The sequence below is a fragment of the Marinomonas transparens genome (assembly GCF_016463975.1).
Lineage (GTDB): Bacteria > Pseudomonadota > Gammaproteobacteria > Pseudomonadales > Marinomonadaceae > Marinomonas > Marinomonas transparens.
This window is the reverse complement of sequence record NZ_JAEMNX010000021.1, coordinates 1-20,273: the sequence shown is the minus strand read 5'-3', so window position 1 is coordinate 20,273 and position 20,273 is coordinate 1. Positions and strand designations below refer to the sequence as shown.

Here is a 20,273-nt window from a genome sequence, read left to right as displayed (position 1 = left end):
TTAAGCGAATTCAAAGGAGAGCCATATGAAACGAGTTACTGGTATTGGTGGTATTTTTTTCAAGGCAAAGGATGCTCCTACAATGCATGCTTGGTACAAGCGTCACCTAGGTATCGATGTTCAAGAATGGGGAGGGGCGGCATTTAACTCGACAGACTCGGATGGTAAGCCCATAGGCGGAACAACTATCTGGTCGGTTGGTTCGGAAGAGGGAGATCAATTTGCCCCCAGTAATTCCTCTTTCATGATTAACTACCGTGTAGATGATCTTTACGCCTTGGTCGCAGCGCTTAAAGACGAAGGGTGTAACGTTTTGGACAAGATTGACGACTCTGAATATGGGAAGTTTGCTTGGGTTATCGACCCTGAGGGTAATAAGGTGGAGTTATGGCAGCCGCCTGCTGGACAATAAAATGTGCTATTGATACGGAAATAGGCTCTTAAGTGAGTGTTAGAAAACAAGCTTGGGCGAAAATGTATCGAGAGGGTTTGTAGTAATGGCTTTTGATGAAGGACTTGCTGAAAGAGTAAGGGGCTGCTTCACTTCTAGAAATGATGTGGTAGAAAAGAAAATGTTTGGTGGCCTGTGTTTTATGGTCTCTGATCACATGTGTTGTGGAATTGTAGGCGATACATTGATGGGGCGAGTCGGCCCAGATAATTATGAAGAATGCCTTAACCGAGAACATGTGAGTAAAATGGATTTTACTGGTAAATCTATGAAGGGCATGATTTATGTCTCTGCTGAAGGTGTAGCAGAAGATGAAACCCTACAGTATTGGGTTGGCTTATGTTTAAGTTTTGTCACTAGGTTACCTCCTAAAAAGCCGAAATAAATGCCTTTTCACCTTTTATATTCATAAAATAAAGGAAGCGAAAAGGCAGTTCTCCGTCTTCTACTAGGGAAGATAAAACTCATGGTTCAAAGCATTTGAATGGAGCCCAATGCAATTTAGGTCAAAAAGAGAAGGTTTTGCGCTAGCTTTTAACGTGATACTTCTCATCCACGGCATTAATCGCTTTCACATTTCCCGCTGAACGGCCATTCTCATCGAAGACTTCTTGTAAAAATGCGTCGGCAATGGATTTTGCCAGCTCTGGGCCTATTACGCGGGCGCCCATGGTAATGATCTGGGCATTGTTAGAGAGGGCTGCGCGTTGGGCTGAATAGGTGTCATGGGTGAGGGCTGCTCGAATACCAGGTACTTTACTGGCTGAGATAGAGACACCAATACCAGTCCCGCAAATTAAGATGGCTTTGTCGTATTTTCCATCGAGTATGGCATTGGCAACACGATCCGCAATGTCGGCGTAAAAATCATCCGCGCCTTTTTCGGTTCTAGAAACATTTTCTACCGTGAATTTGTCACTTAGATGTTCGGTCAATGCAGCGGCTAATCCTTCGCCAACACTGTCTCCTGCGATTGCAATTTTCATAATTCACCTCTTGTTATTGTTCAATTGAATTAATGACGGTTAGACATTTATTTAAAATGCTGATGTAGCCATTTACATCCCAAGCTGATCGGCCAATAAATAGGCCATCTATGTTTTTATGGGCAATGAGTTTTTCACAGTTGTCTTGATTAACAGAGCCGCCATAAAGACAGGGAAGCCGTTGACCGAGTAGTTCAAATGTGAGGGCTATAATTTCCCCTTGGCGCAAATTTGCGTACTCCGGTGAAGCCGGAATACCGTGCTCGCCGATCGCCCAAATCGGTTCGTAAGCAAATAGTATCGGGGCTTGTTTTTGCTCTTCTGTAATAAGGTATTGCAAGGCCCCTTTGACTTGCTCTGCAAGGAAGTGAGCGGCATTGCCGCTTTCCTTATCTGCTAAGGTTTCGCCAATACAGATCAGCGGAATTAAGCCATGATGAATAGCCGCTGCGACTTTACGGCCTACGGTTTCATTGCTTTCAGCGAAAAACTCTCTTCTTTCTGAGTGTCCCAGTTCGACCAGATCCAGTTGAGCATCTTTTAGCATCAGAGGTGAGATTTCTCCGGTCCAGGCTCCATTTTCAGCCCAATGCATGTTTTGCGCGCCGACTTTTACTGCCGAGCCATAGAGAGTTTGTTTAACTTGATGAATGAGTGGAAAAGGAGGGATAACAAATCGCTGAATACGTGGATCGGCATTGGGCTCATCCACCAGAAGTGCCTTAGAAAAAGACATGGCTTCTTCTAGGGTTTTATTCATTTTCCAACTTGTTCCTATCCAAAACGGCTTCTTATTATTCATATCTTTTCCAATTACTGTGTCATGGGGAGATGGGATAGATAGCTGAAATTGATTCATCAACATAATCAACTTTTCGCCATTATGATTGAATTTAATCATAAAAAGCAACAAATCAAATGAATTTAAAATTATTGTTGATTATTTGTAATCTTTTGATTATTTTGGATAGGTGTTGTTTGACAATGTATAGAAGACAGTTTTTTGCTGCTTCGTAGCAAAAATAGCAATGTCCGAAAAAATAATAAGAAGGGATAGGCTTTGGAAACAAACAGAGAACTCGCGTTTTATGGTGACGACTTCACTGGCTCAACTGACGTACTTGAAAGTTTAAGTCTATGTGGGAAAAAAGCCGTGCTATGGATGCGTATCCCAACAGAAGATGAACTGAAACGCTTTTCCGACTATGACTGTATTGGTCTTGCAGGGATCAGTCGAAGTAAAGACCCTCAGTGGATGTCTGAAAACCTTCCTAGAATATATCAATTTCTAAAATCGGTTAACGGTAAATATATTCATTATAAAGTGTGCTCAACGTTTGATTCGGGCCTTCATAAGGGAAATATTGCTAAAGCCACACAAATTGGTATTGCAGAACTTTCGCCAAGTTGGACCTCAATTGTGGTTGGTAGTCCAAAGATCAAGCGCTATGTCTGTTTTAGCGAGTTGTTCGCTGACTTTGAAGGTTCTACTTACCGGATTGATCGCCACCCAGTAATGGGAAACCATCCTGCCACTCCCATGCATGAAGCGAATCTTCTTAAACACATGCAGCAACTTGGAGGTGTCGAATGTGCCTCTGTTGATTTACCTATGTACAGCAATGGCAGGGCAAGCTCGCAGCTTGAAAGTTTCATAGCGGATAAAAAAGTGGTGGTGTTTGATTCTTATGATGAAGCGACCCATTCCGCAGCAGGTAAACTGATTCGGGATTTTAGCCAGAAGGGGGTTCATTTCAGTGTATCGTCTTCCGGTTTTGAGGATGCGCTCTATAGCGATACGAAAATAACAAACACGACTAAGATACAAGCCACTGATAAGCTTTTGGCTCTGTCAGGCAGTTGCTCGCCGACCACGTCAAATCAAATTCAGTTTGCTGTTGATCGTGGTTTTGTTCCCTTCTTGTTGGATCTTGAAAAGGTCTGCGATTCCACTCTTCGTCCATCCTACTTAAAGGAGGTCGTTGATTTTTGCTTAGCACTTCTTGCTAAAAATAGATCGCCTTTGGTGTATTCCTCACTTGGTTCACCGAAAGAAGATCAAGCTCTTTTGCCGAGTCAATGTGTCAATTTTGACCGTGTTCTAGGGCAGTTTTTAGGGCAGGTTGCGTTACAGGTCGTGCAAGAAAAAGCCATCAATAGGCTGGCCGTCGCAGGGGGAGACACCTCTGGATATTGCATTCAAACTTTAGGCTTAGACGCCATGACTTTTATTGCGCCACTTTATCCCGGTGTTCCCTTATGCCGTGCCCATTCTAATGATGTGAGTGTCGATGGACTAGAAATAGCTCTCAAAGGTGGGCAAATGGGTGCTACTGATTTTTTCGTTCGACTTCTTACAGGCGTAAATAATCATGGATAGATTTGATGTTACCTATCGTATTCAAAGTGATAGTCCACTTGCTCTGGTGGCAGATAAAATTTGCAATGATCAAACAACGGGCACCTTTACCAAGATTCCTGAGGTTTCAACGCAATTATTTAGTCACTTTGGGGCCAACATAGTTCGCATTGATGAAGTGTTTGATCCAGCTATAAAGCAGTATCAGGGAATCATCATCATCTCCTTTCCTGTTGATCTATCTGGTTATGACTTGTCTGCCATTTTTACTATTGCCTGTGGCGGTGTTTCTTCCATTAAGCAGATTAAAGCCCTGACTATTGAAGATATAGAATTTAGTACAGAATTTATAACGCACTTTAAAGGCCCTAAATTTGGCATAGAAGGAACCTATCAAAAGCTCGGTATTAAGAGTGGTCCGGTTATTGGTGGCATCCTAAAACCCAATATTGGCATAACACCATCCGATAGCGCTCAGCTAGTGGACCAACTTATTGAAGCGGATATTGATTTCATTAAGGACGATGAAAAGTTGCAAAGCCCGCCTTACTCTCACGTTAAAGAGCGCATCGACAGCATTATGCCCATCGTTGATCAATGGCAGCAGAAAGCCGGTAAGAAGGTGATTTATGCCTTTAATATTTGCCATTCAGACATTGGCGAAATAGAGCGTAATCATGATTATCTAATGAGCAAAGGTGGTGATGCGGCGGTTATCAATGTTAATCAAATTGGTATTTGTGGACTCGATACCATCAATAAATTCAGTGGGGTGATTTTGCATGCCCATACCAATGGCTTAGGGTTCAATGAACGCAGCGATTGGGGGATTTGTTTTCACGTTTGGCAAAAAATATGGCGTCTATTGGGCATTGATCATTTACAGATTAATGGCATCGATGGCAAATATTGGCAGGATAATGATGCCGTTATAGAAGCCTATCAATCTTGTATTTCTCCTTTAGGGAAGCTAGCCAAAACATTACCTGTATTTTGCTCAGGCCAATGGGGAGGGCAGGTGCCTGAAACCTATCGGCGAACGAATCAAGCGACAGAACTTATGTATCTCGGCGGTGGCGGTATTCATGGCCATCCGATGGGACCTCAAGGTGGCGTGAAAGCCATTCGACAAGCTTGGGATGCGTGCTTCGCTAATCAGACCTTAGATAGCTATGCCTTGACTCATAAAGAGTTAGCTCAAGCTCTTGCGTTCTTTTCTAATAATCAAAAATAACAATGATGGAGTAGTTATGACAACAATATCTCTAATTGGTGCTGGCGGAAAAATGGGCATGCGCCTATCAAAAAATTTGCTTTCTTCAGGTTACCAAGTAAACCATGTTGAGATCAGTGAAGTTGGTCGGAAAAATTTGAAAGAACAGCTCGGTGTGACAGCCATTGGCCCAGAGCAACAAGCAGCAGCGTTGCAAGAATCAGATGCTGTTATTCTCGCTGTTCCTGATACCTTGATCGGTAAAATTAGCGCACAAGTATGCGAGCATTTAAAGGCGGGTACCATGCTCATTGTGCTCGATGCCGCCGCGCCATTTGCTGGTCACCTTCCTGATCGCGATGATTTGGTGTATTTCGTTACCCACCCTTGTCATCCGGTGATTTTTAACAAAGAGCTTAATGAAGAGTCATTGAATGATCATTTTGGTGGTCTCCATGCCAAGCAGAGTGTGGTGTCGACTTTGTTACAAGGGCCTGATTCTTCATGGGATCTAGGGGAAGATATCGCTAAAACCATTTATGCCCCAATCAAAAGTTCCTACCGTGTCACCCTGCATCAAATGGCCATGTTAGAACCCGGCTTATCTGAAACCGTCTGCGCTACTTTATTAACCGCCATGCGTCAGGGGATGGATGAAGTGGTTGCCGCTGGTGTGCCTTATGACTGTGCTCGTGACTTTCTACTTGGACATATGAATATTTTATCCGCGGTGATCTTCGATGAAGTCGATGGACAGTTCTCGGATGCCTGTAATAAAGCCATTGATAATGGTCTAGGCAAGCTGCTCTATCCAGATTGGAAAAAAGTTTTTAATAAAGATGAGTTGGCACATAGCATCCAACTCATTACCTAATGCACAGATAAAGATCTCTAAAACAACAATAAGTAAAAATGCAAAGGAAACTATGATGAATATAATAAAGACAAAAATCATTCAATGTGCAGCGTTAGCGACTCTGGCTCTTTCACCACTCGCGCTTGAGGCGAAAACAATCAACCTTGCTTTCACCCAGACCATGGACTCTCAATACGGTGCGGCTGCTTTAGCGTTTAAATCTGAACTGGAAAAACGTAGCAACCATGAGTTCGAAGTCGACCTAAAGCCAGCGGGGGCGTTGGGAGGAGAGCGAGAAGTGGTGGAAAGTCTGCAATTAGGCATTATTGAGATGACTATATCTTCCACCGGTCCTTTAGGTAATTTTGATAAAGATGTTTATCTATTTGATTTCCCCTATGTCTTTGAAAGCTATGGTCATGCCCATCGTGTTTTAGACAGTGACATAGGAAAAGGTATTCTAAACGGTCTGTCAGACCATCAGATAAAAGGCTTGGCGTGGGGAGAAAATGGCTTCCGCCAGCTTACGTATAATGGTTCTCCTATCCTGAAACCAGAAGATTTAAAAGGAGGGAAAATCCGCACCATGGAAAACTGGGTTCATCTTGCCACCTTTAATGCCCTAGGTGCTTCTCCTATCCCCATGTCATGGACTGAAGTGTTTACAGCACTTCAGCAAGGCACGATCGATGGTCAAGAGAACCCCATTAACCTTGCTGTGACCTCTAAACTCTATGAGGTGCAAAAACAAGCGTCAATGACCCAGCATCTATACAGTCCTGCTGTTATCGCGTTGTCACAGAATTATTGGGAGGGGTTAAATTCTGACGAGAAAAAATGGTTTCAAGAGTCGGCCGATATCGCGTCTGATGTGATGCGAAAGTCACGAGCCAAGCTCGAAAGCGAAGCCTTTGATGAATTGACCAAAAGAGGCATGGCTATTCACAAAGTAGACATCGCTCCCTTTGTGAAAGCGACTGAGGAAGTGAGACATTCACTGGCGACCGAAATGGGCTTCACTGAAAAACTGGCTGAAATTAAAGCAATGAAATAATAAAAGATAAGGTTAGGGGAGTTAGCACGGTCAGTGTTAGCTCCCTAGTCTGAGGGCATTAATATGACAACATTTATTATGAAACTTAGCCGGTTTCTGAACAATTCCGCTCTAAATGTTTCTGCGGTACTTATCGGACTGATAGCGCTGTTGGTTTTTTATCAGGTTATTACGCGCTTTATATTCGGCTCGCCATCGGCTTGGTCGGAAATTTCTGCTCGCCTGATGATGGTGTGGATGGTTTATATCTCCATGGGATGTGTGTTCAGCCGTGGCAGTATGATTACTATTCGTTTTTTTGTAGAAATCCTACCGGACTCATTAGGGTTATGGGTAAAGCGTGGGGTTACCTTGGTTGTGCTGGCCTTTCTTGCCGTGCTGATATGGTACGGCTGGGAAATTGCAACAAGGGTCAAAAATCAAAATGTGTCCATGCTCAATATATCGGCTTTCTGGCTTTATATTAGTATTCCAATTGGTGCTGTTCTTACTATTCCGTCCTTACTGGCGTGGCATCTATTGAATGTCGAAAACCAAACTCAGTCTGATGACCTTATCATTACTAAAAGCCTAGAGGTCTAGTCATGCCAACCGCGATTATGTCACTACTTATTGCCTTTATTACACTCTCAGTTCCCATCGCCGTCGCCATTGTGATTGCCTCAGCGATAGGGCTTTATTTTTTTAGTAATCTGCCATTGATTATTATTCCCCAACGTATGTTTATTGGCCTCGACAGTTTCCCATTGATGGCAGTACCACTGTTTATTCTGGCCGGTAATATAATGGGGCAAGGAGGTGTATCAAAACGATTGGTTACATTTGCTAAATCCCTAGTCGGTAATATTCAAGGTGGTCTTGCCATTTCCTGCGTTATCACCAGTATGATATTTGCCGCTGTGTCAGGGTCAAGTGTGGCGACAACCTATGCTGTCGGTGCTATTTTACTCCCCGCTATGATAATGCATGGTTATCCAAAACCGATGGCGACGGCCATTCAGGCGTCCTCTGCGAACTTAGGCATAGTGATACCGCCTTCCGTGCCATTAATTATGTATGGAGTCAGTACCAATACTTCTATAGGAAAGCTTTTCCTCGCGGCCATAGGGCCAGGTTTGCTGATGGGGCTGGCTCTGATTATCATGGTCATGCTGTGGTGTGTGTTCACTGGACATGGCAAAAACGATGCCACTGACCGTCAAGGTTTACTGTCTTCCTCTAAAGATGCATTGCTTGCCCTATTGATGCCAACCATGATTTTGGGTGGGATTTACGGTGGTGTTTTCACTCCCACAGAAGCTTCTGCCATCGCGGTTATTTATGGCTTAATACTGGGATTGTTTGTTTATAAGGAAATTACCTTCAAAGACATTCCTAAAATTTTGAAAGGCTCAGTGATATCCACGTCCTCTGTGATGCTGATTATTGCCGCCGCTTCGTTACTTAGCTTTTTGGTCAGCCGGTCTGATTTACCTCAGCTACTTTCGGCTTTTGCGACAGATAATTTTGCGACAAAATTGCAGTTTTTCTTTGCGGTCAATTTACTGCTTTTAGTCATTGGTATGTTTGTCGAAACATCCGCTTCTATCTTATTGTTGGCACCGATACTGGCCCCCATTGCTGTCATCTATGGCATTGATCCCATTCACTTCGGTGTGGTGATGGTCGTCAACTTAGCCATTGGTATGTTTACTCCTCCGCTCGGTGTCACCTTGTTTGCTGCCAGTCAGGTCGCCGGCATACAAGTGGAAAAAGTCATATTGGCCACGTTAGTTCCGTTAGCAACTTTGCTCTGTTGTTTGGTTGTTATTACAATATTCCCTTCTATTACGCTATTCTGGGTGAATTCGTGACCATTTATTTAATCAAGGCCGACAAAATTAATGAAAAAACAGCAACGTTATAAAGAAATCGTCGATTACTTGAAGGATACCAATCTAGCCACAGTGGAAGAGCTGGTGAATACGGTGAATGTGTCCCCTGCGACGATTCGAAGAGACCTTATTGACCTTGAAAACCAAGGCGTGGTTAGAAGAACCCATGGCGGTGTCGCGCTGAATAATTTTGTTGCCACACAACTTTCTGTACAGGAAAAAAACGCGCTGTTTAGAGAGGAAAAAAAGAGAATTGCTCAAGCCGTGGCAAAGCGAGTAGAAGCGGGTAACTCTATTATTTTAGATGCGGGTACGACCGCCATGGAGATAGCCAAGAACATTACCCATCTTCCTTTGAGAGTGATTACGCCAGATTTAAGAATTGCTCTGTTTTTAAGTGAATTCAAACAAATTGAGGTAACTATGTTTGGTGGCGAAATTGATAACGCCAGCCAATCTTGTGTAGGGGAGCATGCTCGTAAACTGCTCCACTCGATACACACTGATATTGCTTTCATTAGTTGTAATTTTTGGAGTTTCGAATACGGTGTCACCACACCTAAAGAGGCAAAAACGGCCTTGAAAATTGATATGATAAAATGCGCAAAAGAAAGTATTTTAATCGCTGACAGCAGTAAATACGGCAGTTTTTCTTTATTTAAAGTGGCTGGGTTAGACGAATTTTCTGAAGTGTATACGGACAGTGAAATACCAATAGAAGCAAAGGAACGGTTAGTCCATATCAATGGTAAATTACATATTGTGTGATAACAGGACTAATTAGATTTAAGCATAGTACAAACAGATAACCCCATCCTAACCTTCCCCTTGAAGAAAGGGGAAGGGATTTTCTGATTTGTAGACGTTACCTTTTGTCCTTGAGCGCTAAATAGGAAGGGATTTAGCCCCATTGCTACATGGGCTCAAACACCGAGCCTAAGCTTGGAACAAATAACTTATTGTACATGCGGCTAGCATAGTCATCTGTCATAGAGGCCATGTAGTCACAGATAATACGCAGTCCATCCTCGCTTCTCTCTTCGGTTGCTTTGCGCCATTCACTGGCGATTTCGCTAGGTAGAAGTCGATTCGGATCAGCGGAATAGGCTTCGAACATTTCTAACAGCATTTGCTGACCTTTATAGACCAACATTTGTACCTCGGGGCGTTTGATAATGTGCTGCATTTCAAACTGTTTTAATAGGTTTAATGCCTGACGCTGACCTTCAGGTAAACCCAGTTGAAAACGTAATAGCGGGTGTTCGAAACGTGAATTTTCGACGACACAGCAAGAGGTCACAAACCAGCTGACTAGGCTGCCAATGGCTTCTTTTCGTAGGTGACTTTTGCGGCTAAAGAGTTGTGTGCGTATGTCGTTGAGGTTTTCTATCAGATAAGGCGAGGCAAGCGCAGCGAGCTTAGGTTCTAGGTATTCGAGCCACATGTCTTTGGTCACCATACCAAGTACGATGGCATCCTCTAAATCATGAACACCATAGGCAATGTCATCGGCCAGATCCATGATGCTGGTATCGAAACTGGCGTGGGTCGCTTTCGCATGTTTTCCAGCGTTTTCACGCAAGGTTTGTTGTAAGGCTTTTTTATCTGCTGGGCTAAAGGGTTCTAGGATCCAATTAAGTAATTCTTCTTCCTCTTGGTAAACGCATTTTGGCGGGGCCCAGCTGGCGGCTTTAAACTGGCGGAAACTGCTTGGTTTTTCTGGGTAGGGGGCGACGACATCATTGTGTAAAACCGGGTATTTAAGAATCCCTAATAAGCTGCGTCTGGTGACGTCCATGCCATAGGTAGGAGAATAAGAGCCGCGTTTTCCTAAAATACGTAATGATTGTGCGTTACCTTCAAAACCGCCATTGGCTTGCATCATATAGTTAAGGGCTATTTCGCCACCATGGCCAAATGGAGGATGGCCTATGTCATGGCTAAGACACACAGTTTCGATTAAGGCGTCGTCTGCTAGCCATGGTTGAAAAGGCGCATCGACTGGGGAGCTATGTTTTAGTTGATGAACAATGGCGCTGCCAATTTGTGCAACCTCTAAAGAATGAGTGAGTCGAGTTCGGCTGTAATCATTTTGGCGAATGGCAAGGATTTGTGTTTTTGACTGTAGGCGACGAAATGCTGCGCTATGGATAATACGTGCTTTATCGCGTTGGTAAGGGGTGCGGTAATCGTTTATACGGGATTCTTTAGGGCCAGATTGCCTTTCATGCCAAGGTGACATTTCATATTGCGCGTTTGTCATGCTCATCATCTACTTATGTTGGACTTAGGGCTGTGATCGCTCAGTCTTTCATTAAAACACGATATAGGTCAATGTTTGTAAAAAAAGCCTTAGGCATAATGGAGCCACTATAAGGAATTTTTATGCTAAATACACAACATCTCTTAACCTTTAAAACCTTAGTGGAAGTGGGCAGCTTTACGCGCACAGCCAAGTTGCTCGGGCTAACTCAACCTGCGGTGAGTCAACATATTCAAAAGCTGGAAGCGAAGCTTGATGGGTCTCTGTTGATTCGCCATGGCCGTTCTACAGAAATGACTGAGGCAGGCAAGGTGCTGTATAAATACGTCAAAGAATTGGAACTTTGTTACGAGGCGTTTATGGTGGCATGGTCAGCGAACTTGGTTGAAAAACCTGACTATGAGGATATGAAACAAGCAGCAGATAAATAAAAACGACTGATAACAGTATCAGCCGTTTTTGAGTGGTTATTTGGTTTGCCTCTACTGCTGGGTAGTGGGGATCAGGTTGCCAATGTGTAGCCCACATTCCTTATGTTCAGACTCTTCCCACCACCAACGACCTTCACGCTCATGTTGATTCGGTAAGACTGCACGGGTGCAAGGTTCACAACCAATACTGGTAAAGCCTTTTGCGTGCAGTTCGTTGTAGGGCACATCAAACATTTTAATGTAGTTCCACACGTCTTCAGAAGACCAGTTTGCCAGTGGGTTGAACTTGAAAAGGTCTTTCTCATCTGTGCTAAAGGCACTGTCTTTTTCTGCAAACTCAAGCACATTACGAGTGCCGGGGCTTTGGTCCTTACGCTGTCCCGTAATCCAGGCATCGAGCGTGGCGAGTTTGCGCTTAAGGGGTTGTACTTTACGAACGCCGCAGCATTCTTTATGGCCGTCCTCGAAAAAACTGAATAAGCCTTTTTCTTTGGTGAAGTTTTCCAGTGTTTCACGGTGTGGCGATAAAATATCAATGTCTATTTTATAGTGCTTACGCACTTGCTCCATGAAACGATAAGTCTCTGGGTGTAAACGACCAGTATCTAGGGAGAAGACGTGCACGTCTTTCTTGGCTTTTACAGCCATATCAATGAGGATAACGTCTTCCGCACCACTAAAAGAAATAGCGATATTATCGAATGCTTTCATGGCGTTATGGATGATTTTTTGGGCTTCGTCTGGTTTATTGTTGGCAATAAAAGACGTTAGATCAAATGCAGACATAAGGTTATTCAGCCTGTTCTAAGTTACGTTGGCTGTACCATAGCAAGTTGTGAGAATGAAGGAAAATACGAAACAACGCTAACCTTATAGCCAAGAGCTTGGGTTTTATGAAAGGACCTAGCGGATATGTTTGGCGAGGGTTTGGTAAAGGCCAAACAAAATACCTGCCGTCACGCCCCAAATACGAATGTCTTGGTACTCCACCTCAAAATAGCCACGGGTGGCTTTGTTTAATTTTGTCTCTTTAAAGCGATAGTTGCGTGGGTCAAGTAGATGTTTAAGGGGCACCCAATGTACCGATTTTACTTCTTCCTCACATAGACTAAGCTCGCTCCTACGGGTCATTTCAGCAATGATGGGTTTAATGCAAAACCCTGAAATCGTGCAATATTCACCCAGTTCCCCTAATAGATCAAAGCAATCTGGAGCGAGGCCGACTTCTTCGAGGGTTTCACGCAAGGCTGTGTATTGAATACTAGCGTCGTCTGGGTCGTGCTTACCGCCGGGAAAAGCGATTTGCCCTGGGTGATTACGCATGTGCAAGGCCCGTTGCGTCAGGAGTACATACAGCTCACCGTCCTTTGGTTCATGCCAAATAGGGATAAGTACGGCGGCGGAGCGGTATTCCAGATCATAACCACTGGGGAACATTTCTTCGTCAGGATTATGAATGGGTTTGTCGTAGGGTGTTTTGTCTAGGGCTGCGCGAATCTCATCTAAGCTGATGTTAATAGGAGGGGCGTTTAAAAATTGCGCTATATCCGGCATGGTAAGGTCTACTTCATAAAGTCCTGTTCTAGAGTATGGGTCAGTTTACCCACTTTGGTAAAGGTTTCTTGGTATTCTTCCTCACATTTTGAGTCAGCAACCAAACCACCGCCAGCCCAACAATGTAGATTACCTTGGTCCGCTACCAAGGTACGAATAGTGATACTGGAGTCCATTTGTCCATTCGTACTGAAATACGCAATAGAACCGCAATACGCTGACCGTTCATGGGGTTCTAATTCATCAATAATCTGCATAGCGCGTATTTTAGGGGCACCAGTAATCGAGCCACCGGGAAAGCTGGAGTGAAAAACACGAATGGCTTGATCTGCTTGATCAATCCGACCTTCCACCGTCGAAACCAGATGATGGACATTAGCATAGCTTTCCAAGGCAAATAAAGAAGGGACATTAATACTGCCGGTCAGACAGGTTTTGCCTAAGTCATTACGCAGCAAATCAACAATCATTAGGTTTTCTGCACGATCCTTGGGGGAAGCGAGTAGCCAGTCTGCATTGGCTTTGTCTTCTGCTGGGGTGTTGCCCCGACCAATGGTGCCTTTGATGGGTTTGGATTCCACACGCCCCTGATCACACAATAGAAAGCGTTCTGGTGAATGGCTAAGCAGGCTTTGATCATCTGTTAGCTCTAGGTAAGCAGAAAACGGCGTCGGGCACACTTTTCGTAAAGCTTGATACGCAACAAAGGTATCCCCTTGATATTGACTGGAAAAGCGCTGGGCGAGATTAACCTGATAACAGTCCCCAGACTGAATATAGTCTTGTACTTGAGTAAATTTAGCAGCGTATTCATTGGCGCTCATATTAGAAGAAAACGTGCTGAGTAGAGTGAAACCGTTGGTTGCTTTGTGTGCATTCGAGGGGGGATGAGATAGACGTTTAATGATGTCGTCTTCTTCCGCTGGTGTGCACCAAGGGGTGATCACCAATTGGGTCGTTTTATCTTGATGGCAACTGATAACAGCCCAAGCATAAAGCCCGACATTTAACGTATCCAAGCGTATATCGTGTTCCACCGTATCGGGGAGCTCTTCGACAAAATGGCCACCTTCATAGCCGTAATACCCCAATAAACCACCTGTAAAAGGCAAGTCCTTCGGTGCGTTTTTCGCCCATTCTTCCTGTGTAATCAAACTCATTAATTCATTGAGTAAGGCCATAGGGTTATCGCCGTTTGTGGCGGATTCAGGCAGTTGGTAAAGCGGTGCATTACGCCAATGAATGAGCGTGTTATTTTGCTTTGGGTGAATACGAGCCACAGGGTTGGCTACTAAAATATCGTAGCGAGTATCGGAAAAATGCTCGTGGTTACTATCCAGCAAGGCTGGGTAAGGCAAACTGCGTAGCGCTGAAAAAAAAGACAATAATGACGTCTGATAAGGAAGGTCTATCAGTTTGATGTCTGACATGTTGTATAAATACCTAGTAACATTTAAAGCGGCGAAATAAAGCCGATTATTGTATTCTCTTCATTGGCTTTCTCACAGGATATTTACCAGTGTCAGACGTTTTTTTTCTATCTTTACCGAGTGCGCGCCTTGCCTATCGTCTTTATGAAAACCCGAACGCTCAAACGGATGCGTCTTGTTTGCTCCTCCATGGGGCCGGAGTGGCAGGAGAAATCACCTATTCACCTATGTTGGAATATTTTACCCAGTGGCGTTGGATGCTGGTCCCAGATCTAAAAGGCATGGGAGACTCGTTTCATCATCATGGTGAAGAGGCTGCCGTCTCTATTAATGAATTGACCGCTGAAGTAGAAGCCTTACTGGAACATCTTAACTGGCTGGATTTTGATCTGGTGGCTTATTCCTTAGGCGGGCTGGTGGCGCTTAACTTGAATTATCGACGTAACCAGCAAGGCAAGGAAAAAGTTAAAATGGCATTACTAGAGCCAGCTTCTTTGGACAGGGAAGAGCTATCTACCCTGATGGAAGTGCGACTGAAATATCGCCATGCTTCCAAGTTAATTCGTGATACCGGTGATGTTGAGCTGGGCGTTGCTTGCTTTATGGACGGCGTTTCACCGAATCGACGCAAGCATCCGGTGGCAGAAGCCACCACCCAGTCACGTCTTGCCCATCGTCCTTTTGGGTTTGCCTATGCGCTGGATGCGGTGACGGATCATGTGGAAGTGATGGCCGAGCAACCGGATTTACGACAATCTATGATCGAAGCCTCCGACGAGGTGTTTTTATTGTCTGGCGAATTAAGCCACGAAGGGCTAAGGCAGCATTATGACTTGCTCAGCCAGCAATACGAAAACTGGCATCATAAAACCATGAGCGCTTGCGATCACTCTTTGCCGTTTCAAAAGCCAAGGCAAATTGCCAACCACATTAATAAGTGGTTTCATAAAAGCGGATTATTTACAGCATAAGAAGGTGTTGTCATAAAAAGAGGAGCGGACAGGAAGTCTACTCCATAAAACGAAACAAGGAGGTGTTCCATGGACCATCAATCTGGTTTCTCTCTGCTTGAGCTAATCTGTGTATTAGCCATCCTGAGCATTCTTGCCTATGTTGGCTCGTCCCAATTACTGACTGTGAGCCAAGATAGTAAAGATAAAAAATCCCTCACAGCGGATATCAAAGCCCTGTCTGAAGCTTTGCTACAAGCACGACAACTGGCGGTTGCCAGTGGTGAAGAGAGCTTTGTTTGTGGTGGTGATAACTGTTCTGGTAATTGGTCTTCTGGCCTTCGTCTTTACCAAGCGAGCCGCGATTTGGGCGAAGAAAAAGAATATCGTCAAATTACCTTTGAAGCCCCTCTGCAAGTCAGCTGGCGTGGTTTTCCTGCCAATAAAAAGCAAATCGAATATCAACCTAACGGTTTGTCTGGCTATCAAAATGGTACTTTTCTGTTCTGTTTAGGTCGATGGCAAGGAAGCTTAGTTCTCAATCAAAGTGGGCGTTTTTATATTGCAGATACGAGACGCCAAGAGGGGGAGGATTGCCTATGACCTCGCATGCTTCATTCTCTCTCCTAACGCAAAAGTCGCAAACGGGTTGGATCATGGTGGAAATGGTTCTCTGTTTGGCTCTTTTGGCGGTGGTTTTGCATTTGGCGCAACGGCAGAGCGCAAACCAATGGCAATCCATACAAGTGGCTGAGCAGCAGCGCCAATACCGAGAAAGCCAATATAAACAAGCACAAATGAAAAGCTTAACTGGGTCCGATAACGGGTTGAATGGCGATAATACAACCAATAAAGCGGATTACCCAAGTTGCCAGTTATGTACGGGTGATGACCTGATTAAATGGTTTAATGCGGCACAAGGTGCTGGTACGAACCTGATTGATAGGTAAGCCGCTGATGACATACTCATTACCACTTTTACGTGGCAGCCTGTTATTAGAATTGTTGGTGGCCATTCTGCTGTTGTCTTTGATCTTGCCCTTTGTGGTAACGGCGACAGCACGTTTGCATGAGCGTTATCAGTTAGCACAAACCTATTTAGAACAGCACAAGGTAAAAAATGCCATTGAAGAACATTTTCGTTCCCAGTGGTCGCGTCTTGTGCCTGCCAACTGTTGTGATGATGAAACCCTCTTTTTGACGATCCAATCGGGTCATTCGGTTCCTAGCCGCCTTTCTAAACGACCACTCTCTGCTCAGTCGGATTGGCTGAAAGGCAGTGATTATGGCCTTTGCCGAACCAGTGTAACTATTACGACGAACCCATTAGAAACTGGATTGAGCTGTCATTGGAAAGCGGGTAATAGGGTGAGCTTTTCTAGTTGTGATGCACGTTATCAAGGACAGGTCCTTAGTGTTTCGTCTAGCAGAACAAAAATTGAACTGATGGACGAAGCCGCGCTGGGTCAAAGTGGTATTTTAGCCAGTGAAGACGCTTTTTATTGGTACCTTGGAGAAGGAAAGAATGGTCAAAATGCCCTGTGGCGCACACCGGAAGGCAGTGGCAATTCGTTGGAGCTATGGGCTGGTTTAGAGCGTTTATCTATCTTCCCTTTATTGGATAACGACAAGGACGGCTTGGTGGATGCAATTGATAGCCGTTATGGGGATTTTAGTCTGCAAACCTTACGTGGTTTATGGGTGGAATACCTTTATGAATTGAGCGATTGCGCCATTAATCCAAATGCTAAACAGGCGCCTCAACGAAACCGAGAATATCGCTCGATGCGTGGTGACACATGGCACTACCAAGCGCCTTGTCAAGGCGTCGGTAACCACATTATTGTGCTTAAGGGCAAGTCGTTATGAATCGAGGTTGGATCTCCTTGCCTATCATAGCCCTATTATTGGGTGTTTCAGCGTTGTCGATGACGTATCAGAAAAGCCAACTTGTCTCTTATAAGTGGCTGGGACAATTAAAGAATATTGAAGAGGAAAACCAGTTTCAGCGGGACTTTGAACTGGCGTTTGTTGAATCGCCTAATTTTACGACAGCAATAGACAGCGAATGTATGGGCTTTTGTCCATTAGCAGCACAGCAAGGTCACCAAGAAAAAGCGTGGCAGCGCGGTTCACAAGTGATGCGTTATCAATGGCATCGATATACGCTCAATGGCGAAGGCGCTGAAAATTATGACCCTAATCGTCAAAGCGAAGTGTCATATCGGCTTTGTGCTACCGACAACCAGCATCAGTATCAATGCTGGTGGTGGCGAGACAGTACGCTGCTGAGTAATGGTTGGGTTAGTTTTTCTGATTAAAGGCTTTTAAATGCTCAGCACTGCAAAAAGGGCGAGCATCTTGGTCGTGAATAGCGTGTGAGCGAGGGGTCAGCGTTTGGCATTCTTCACAACGCACCATGGTTTCTTGGGCATCACTTTTCGCAGAGGAATCTGCTTTTTTATCTTCAATAGGCTTTTTTGCCTTCTTGAAAGCGAGAAATTGGCGGTATAACCACCAGCCAATAAAGAAAATAGCAATAAAAACGATCAAACGGACGATCATATACTTTACCTATGTAGGGTAATTCCAGACAATAACGGCATATTCTAACAGAGTTAACGAGATAGCAACTGTATGACATTGAGATTAGCAATGGCGCAACTAGATATGCTAGTTGGCGACATAACAAAAAACACCCAAGCTGTGATCGATGCGGCCCATAAAGCCCGTGATGAAGAACGCGCAGATGTGATTGTTTTTCCTGAATTGACCCTCACAGGTTATCCTCCAGAAGATCTGTTATTACGCCCTAGTTTAGACCAGCGCATTGAATCCGCGTTGGCACGTATTCTTGCCGAAATAAAAGACATTCACGTGGTGCTAGGTTACCCGCGCCGCATTGATGGTGAATTGTTCAACTGTGCGGGGGTAATTTATCAAGGCAAGATATTAGGCGAATACGCTAAACAGAAACTGCCGAACTTTTTGGTATTTGATGACAAACGTTATTTTAGCGAAGGTCGAGACGCCTGCATTGTCGATATCAAAGGTACCAAAGTGGGTTTAAGTATTTGTGAAGATATTTGGCACTCAGAACCCAGCGAGCAAGCGAAAGCCGCCGGGGCGGAATTAATCTTGAACCTCAATGCTTCCCCTTACCACATCGAAAAAATGGGCGAGCGTGAAGCCTTATTGCATAAACGCGCTACTGAAGTCAGCTTACCCATTGTCTATGTAAATTACATGGGCGCTCAAGACGAGTTGGTATATGAAGGTGGCTCTTTCGTCGTTAACGCCAAAGGCGAAAAAGTCAGCCAAGCCCCTTGGTTTGAAGCCGACCTATATTGCGTCGACATGATCGTAGATGAAAGCCAAGCGAACAAAGTAGAACCGGTTGCTGGTGCCATTGCTCCGGCGTTGGGTGTGGAAGCCAGCGTTTACCAAGCCATGGTACTTGGCCTGCGCGACTACATCGAAAAGAACCGTTTTAAAGGCATAGTACTGGGCCTGAGTGGCGGCATAGATTCCGCTTTGTCTCTTGCTGTGGCGGTCGATGCCATTGGCGCAGACCGCGTGCAAGCGGTGATGATGCCCTACACCTACACCTCTTCCATTAGCCTGCACGATGCGGAAGAAGAAGCGAACTTGCTCGGCGTGAAATACAGCGTATTACCGATAGAATCTATGGTCGGTGCTTTTACCGACGTACTCGCCCCAGAATTTGAAGGCTACGCCAAAGACACCACAGAAGAAAACTTACAAGCCCGTACCCGTGGCGTTGCCCTAATGGCGATTTCTAACAAAAAAGGCCTGATGGTGCTGACGACCGGTAACAAGAGCGAAATGGCCGTGGGTTACGCAACCCTCTACGGCGACATGGTGGGGGGCTATTCAGTATTGAAAGACGTCTTTAAAACCCTCGTTTTCAAACTGTGCCGATACCGCAACACTCTAGGTTACGTTATCCCTGAACGTGTTATTACTCGTCCACCTTCCGCCGAACTGGCACCCGATCAAAAAGACGAAGACTCCTTACCGAGCTACGACATTCTTGATCAGATCCTGCACATGTATATCGAACAAGACCTGAGTGCCGAAGCCATACTCGCCACCCACCAATTTGACCGCGACACGGTTTATCGAGTACTTCGTTTAGTCGATGTTAACGAATACAAACGTCGCCAAGCGCCGACTGGCGTGCGTGTTACGGCACGAGGCTTTGGACGAGATCGTCGTTATCCGCTTACGAATGGCTGGCACATCGGGGAATAGGGCGCTTTTGTAAAAGCTTTCAAAACTTTGTTTTGTTTTTTTGTGTTCCATTTAAATGCTTTGAGACATGAATTTTATTCCGCCCTGCTGGGCGTGGGCTTTGTCCCTTCCCCTTGTCTTTGTTACCTGAATTAAAGAGTAAGGGGAAGGCGGAGGATGGGGTTATTCTCTTCTCTAGTTTCCATTCTAACGCTTTGTATTCGTCAGCTTTTATTCCGCTCTGCTGAGCGGGTAACTTTTTTCAATCGATAAAAAAGTAACCAAAAAATCTTTTGTCGGACTTTCAGCCCAAAACGTGTCATTGGCTTTGTTTAACATGATTTTTAGCACAACGATGTTTTACGTAAGGTGTTGATGTGATTTCTTTGTTGCGGGAAGTCAGTTGTTATAGAGGCTCGGAAACACCATAAGGTCGCGCAATCACTTTCTTGTATTGAAAAGTGCGTCGAACGCCGTTTGTCTGGGTCGAAAGTCGGTAAGACCTCAGAGCTTTGGCCCTGAAAATCTGGGCTTTTTTCCCTCCCCTTGTGTCTTTGAAGGGGAGATACCATCTTTCTAATCAAGCCTTTTTAGTCAT

Annotated in this window: 23 protein-coding genes; 16 read left to right on the top strand and 7 right to left on the bottom strand. The window is 44.6% G+C overall.

Annotation, left to right across the window (positions count from 1 at the left end):
- Positions 1-25 precede the first annotated feature (25 nt).
- Both I8J31_RS15700 and I8J31_RS15695 read left to right on the top strand, forming a co-directional pair.
- On the top strand, positions 26-412 hold the full coding sequence (locus tag I8J31_RS15700; RefSeq protein ID WP_199469529.1) for a VOC family protein: 387 nt from the start codon (positions 26-28) through the stop codon (positions 410-412).
- 85 nt (positions 413-497) lie between these two features.
- Entirely contained in the window at positions 498-836 is a 339-nt protein-coding gene (locus tag I8J31_RS15695; protein WP_199469528.1) for a TfoX/Sxy family protein, read from the top strand.
- Positions 837-978: 142 nt separating this feature from the next.
- On the opposite strand, the gene derI is transcribed toward I8J31_RS15695, so the two are convergent.
- Positions 979-1,437, bottom strand: a complete 459-nt coding sequence (gene derI / locus I8J31_RS15690; protein ID WP_199469527.1) for a D-erythrulose-4-phosphate isomerase — start codon at positions 1,435-1,437, stop codon at positions 979-981.
- A 13-nt stretch (positions 1,438-1,450) separates the two neighbouring features.
- Entirely contained in the window at positions 1,451-2,239 is a 789-nt protein-coding gene (locus I8J31_RS15685; protein WP_199469526.1) for a triose-phosphate isomerase, read from the bottom strand.
- A 258-nt stretch (positions 2,240-2,497) separates the two neighbouring features.
- Here I8J31_RS15685 and I8J31_RS15680 point away from each other — a divergent pair, with 258 nt between their 5' ends.
- From I8J31_RS15680 to I8J31_RS15650, 7 genes are all read left to right on the top strand, one after another.
- Positions 2,498-3,817: a four-carbon acid sugar kinase family protein gene (locus tag I8J31_RS15680; RefSeq protein WP_199469525.1), complete on the top strand. Its 1,320-nt coding sequence runs from the start codon at positions 2,498-2,500 to the stop codon at positions 3,815-3,817.
- The gene (locus I8J31_RS15675) at positions 3,810-5,030 is read left to right on the top strand and encodes a RuBisCO large subunit C-terminal-like domain-containing protein (RefSeq protein WP_199469524.1); all 1,221 of its coding nucleotides are present in this window, start codon (positions 3,810-3,812) and stop codon (positions 5,028-5,030) included. Before I8J31_RS15680 ends, I8J31_RS15675 begins: the two co-directional genes overlap by 8 nt.
- A 16-nt stretch (positions 5,031-5,046) precedes the next feature.
- A complete protein-coding gene (locus tag I8J31_RS15670) occupies positions 5,047-5,883 on the top strand; it encodes a phosphogluconate dehydrogenase C-terminal domain-containing protein (RefSeq protein ID WP_199469523.1) in 837 nt (278 codons plus the stop codon).
- A gap of 55 nt (positions 5,884-5,938) precedes the next feature.
- Entirely contained in the window at positions 5,939-6,919 is a 981-nt protein-coding gene (locus I8J31_RS15665; RefSeq protein WP_199469522.1) for a DctP family TRAP transporter solute-binding subunit, read from the top strand.
- 63 nt (positions 6,920-6,982) lie between these two features.
- Positions 6,983-7,501 (top strand): TRAP transporter small permease, encoded by a 519-nt coding sequence (locus tag I8J31_RS15660; RefSeq protein ID WP_199469521.1) that lies wholly within the window; start codon positions 6,983-6,985, stop codon positions 7,499-7,501.
- A 2-nt stretch (positions 7,502-7,503) separates the two neighbouring features.
- On the top strand, positions 7,504-8,772 hold the full coding sequence (locus tag I8J31_RS15655; RefSeq protein ID WP_199469520.1) for a TRAP transporter large permease: 1,269 nt from the start codon (positions 7,504-7,506) through the stop codon (positions 8,770-8,772).
- A gap of 30 nt (positions 8,773-8,802) precedes the next feature.
- Positions 8,803-9,561 carry a DeoR/GlpR family DNA-binding transcription regulator gene (locus I8J31_RS15650; RefSeq protein ID WP_199469519.1) on the top strand — a complete coding sequence of 253 codons (759 nt, stop codon included), beginning with the start codon at positions 8,803-8,805 and terminating at the stop codon, positions 9,559-9,561.
- A 145-nt stretch (positions 9,562-9,706) separates the two neighbouring features.
- Here the strand turns inward: I8J31_RS15650 and I8J31_RS15645 are convergent, their stop codons facing one another.
- The gene (locus tag I8J31_RS15645) at positions 9,707-11,056 is read right to left on the bottom strand and encodes an anti-phage deoxyguanosine triphosphatase (protein WP_199469518.1); all 1,350 of its coding nucleotides are present in this window, start codon (positions 11,054-11,056) and stop codon (positions 9,707-9,709) included.
- 122 nt (positions 11,057-11,178) lie between these two features.
- Here I8J31_RS15645 and I8J31_RS21130 point away from each other — a divergent pair, with 122 nt between their 5' ends.
- A complete protein-coding gene (locus I8J31_RS21130) occupies positions 11,179-11,487 on the top strand; it encodes a LysR family transcriptional regulator (RefSeq protein ID WP_199469517.1) in 309 nt (102 codons plus the stop codon).
- Positions 11,488-11,538: 51 nt separating this feature from the next.
- On the opposite strand, the gene I8J31_RS15635 is transcribed toward I8J31_RS21130, so the two are convergent.
- From I8J31_RS15635 to pabB, 3 genes are all read right to left on the bottom strand, one after another.
- The gene (locus I8J31_RS15635; RefSeq protein ID WP_199469516.1) at positions 11,539-12,273 is read right to left on the bottom strand and encodes a phosphoadenylyl-sulfate reductase; all 735 of its coding nucleotides are present in this window, start codon (positions 12,271-12,273) and stop codon (positions 11,539-11,541) included.
- A gap of 117 nt (positions 12,274-12,390) precedes the next feature.
- Positions 12,391-13,041 (bottom strand): NUDIX hydrolase, encoded by a 651-nt coding sequence (locus I8J31_RS15630; protein WP_199469515.1) that lies wholly within the window; start codon positions 13,039-13,041, stop codon positions 12,391-12,393.
- An 8-nt stretch (positions 13,042-13,049) separates the two neighbouring features.
- Entirely contained in the window at positions 13,050-14,471 is a 1,422-nt protein-coding gene (pabB, locus tag I8J31_RS15625) for an aminodeoxychorismate synthase component I (protein ID WP_199469514.1), read from the bottom strand.
- 89 nt (positions 14,472-14,560) lie between these two features.
- On the opposite strand from pabB, the gene I8J31_RS15620 reads away from it, so the two are divergent.
- The 5 genes from I8J31_RS15620 to I8J31_RS15600 all read left to right on the top strand — a co-directional run bounded on the left by I8J31_RS15620 (position 14,561) and on the right by I8J31_RS15600 (position 17,742).
- Positions 14,561-15,442 carry an alpha/beta fold hydrolase gene (locus I8J31_RS15620; RefSeq protein WP_199469513.1) on the top strand — a complete coding sequence of 294 codons (882 nt, stop codon included), beginning with the start codon at positions 14,561-14,563 and terminating at the stop codon, positions 15,440-15,442.
- A gap of 69 nt (positions 15,443-15,511) precedes the next feature.
- Complete coding sequence (locus tag I8J31_RS15615) at positions 15,512-16,024, top strand: GspH/FimT family pseudopilin (protein WP_199469512.1); 513 nt, start codon at positions 15,512-15,514, stop codon at positions 16,022-16,024.
- The gene (locus I8J31_RS15610) at positions 16,021-16,371 is read left to right on the top strand and encodes a hypothetical protein (RefSeq protein WP_199469511.1); all 351 of its coding nucleotides are present in this window, start codon (positions 16,021-16,023) and stop codon (positions 16,369-16,371) included. The genes I8J31_RS15615 and I8J31_RS15610 overlap by 4 nt, the downstream gene beginning before the upstream one ends.
- A 7-nt stretch (positions 16,372-16,378) precedes the next feature.
- Complete coding sequence (locus I8J31_RS15605) at positions 16,379-17,290, top strand: hypothetical protein (protein WP_199469510.1); 912 nt, start codon at positions 16,379-16,381, stop codon at positions 17,288-17,290.
- Complete coding sequence (locus I8J31_RS15600; protein ID WP_199469509.1) at positions 17,287-17,742, top strand: hypothetical protein; 456 nt, start codon at positions 17,287-17,289, stop codon at positions 17,740-17,742. Before I8J31_RS15605 ends, I8J31_RS15600 begins: the two co-directional genes overlap by 4 nt.
- On the opposite strand, the gene I8J31_RS15595 is transcribed toward I8J31_RS15600, so the two are convergent.
- Positions 17,726-17,986 (bottom strand): PP0621 family protein, encoded by a 261-nt coding sequence (locus I8J31_RS15595; protein WP_199469508.1) that lies wholly within the window; start codon positions 17,984-17,986, stop codon positions 17,726-17,728. The two genes, I8J31_RS15600 and I8J31_RS15595, sit on opposite strands and share 17 nt — an antisense overlap.
- 72 nt (positions 17,987-18,058) lie before the next feature.
- Here I8J31_RS15595 and I8J31_RS15590 point away from each other — a divergent pair, with 72 nt between their 5' ends.
- Positions 18,059-19,696, top strand: a complete 1,638-nt coding sequence (locus I8J31_RS15590; RefSeq protein WP_199469507.1) for an NAD+ synthase — start codon at positions 18,059-18,061, stop codon at positions 19,694-19,696.
- Positions 19,697-20,273 lie beyond the last annotated feature (577 nt).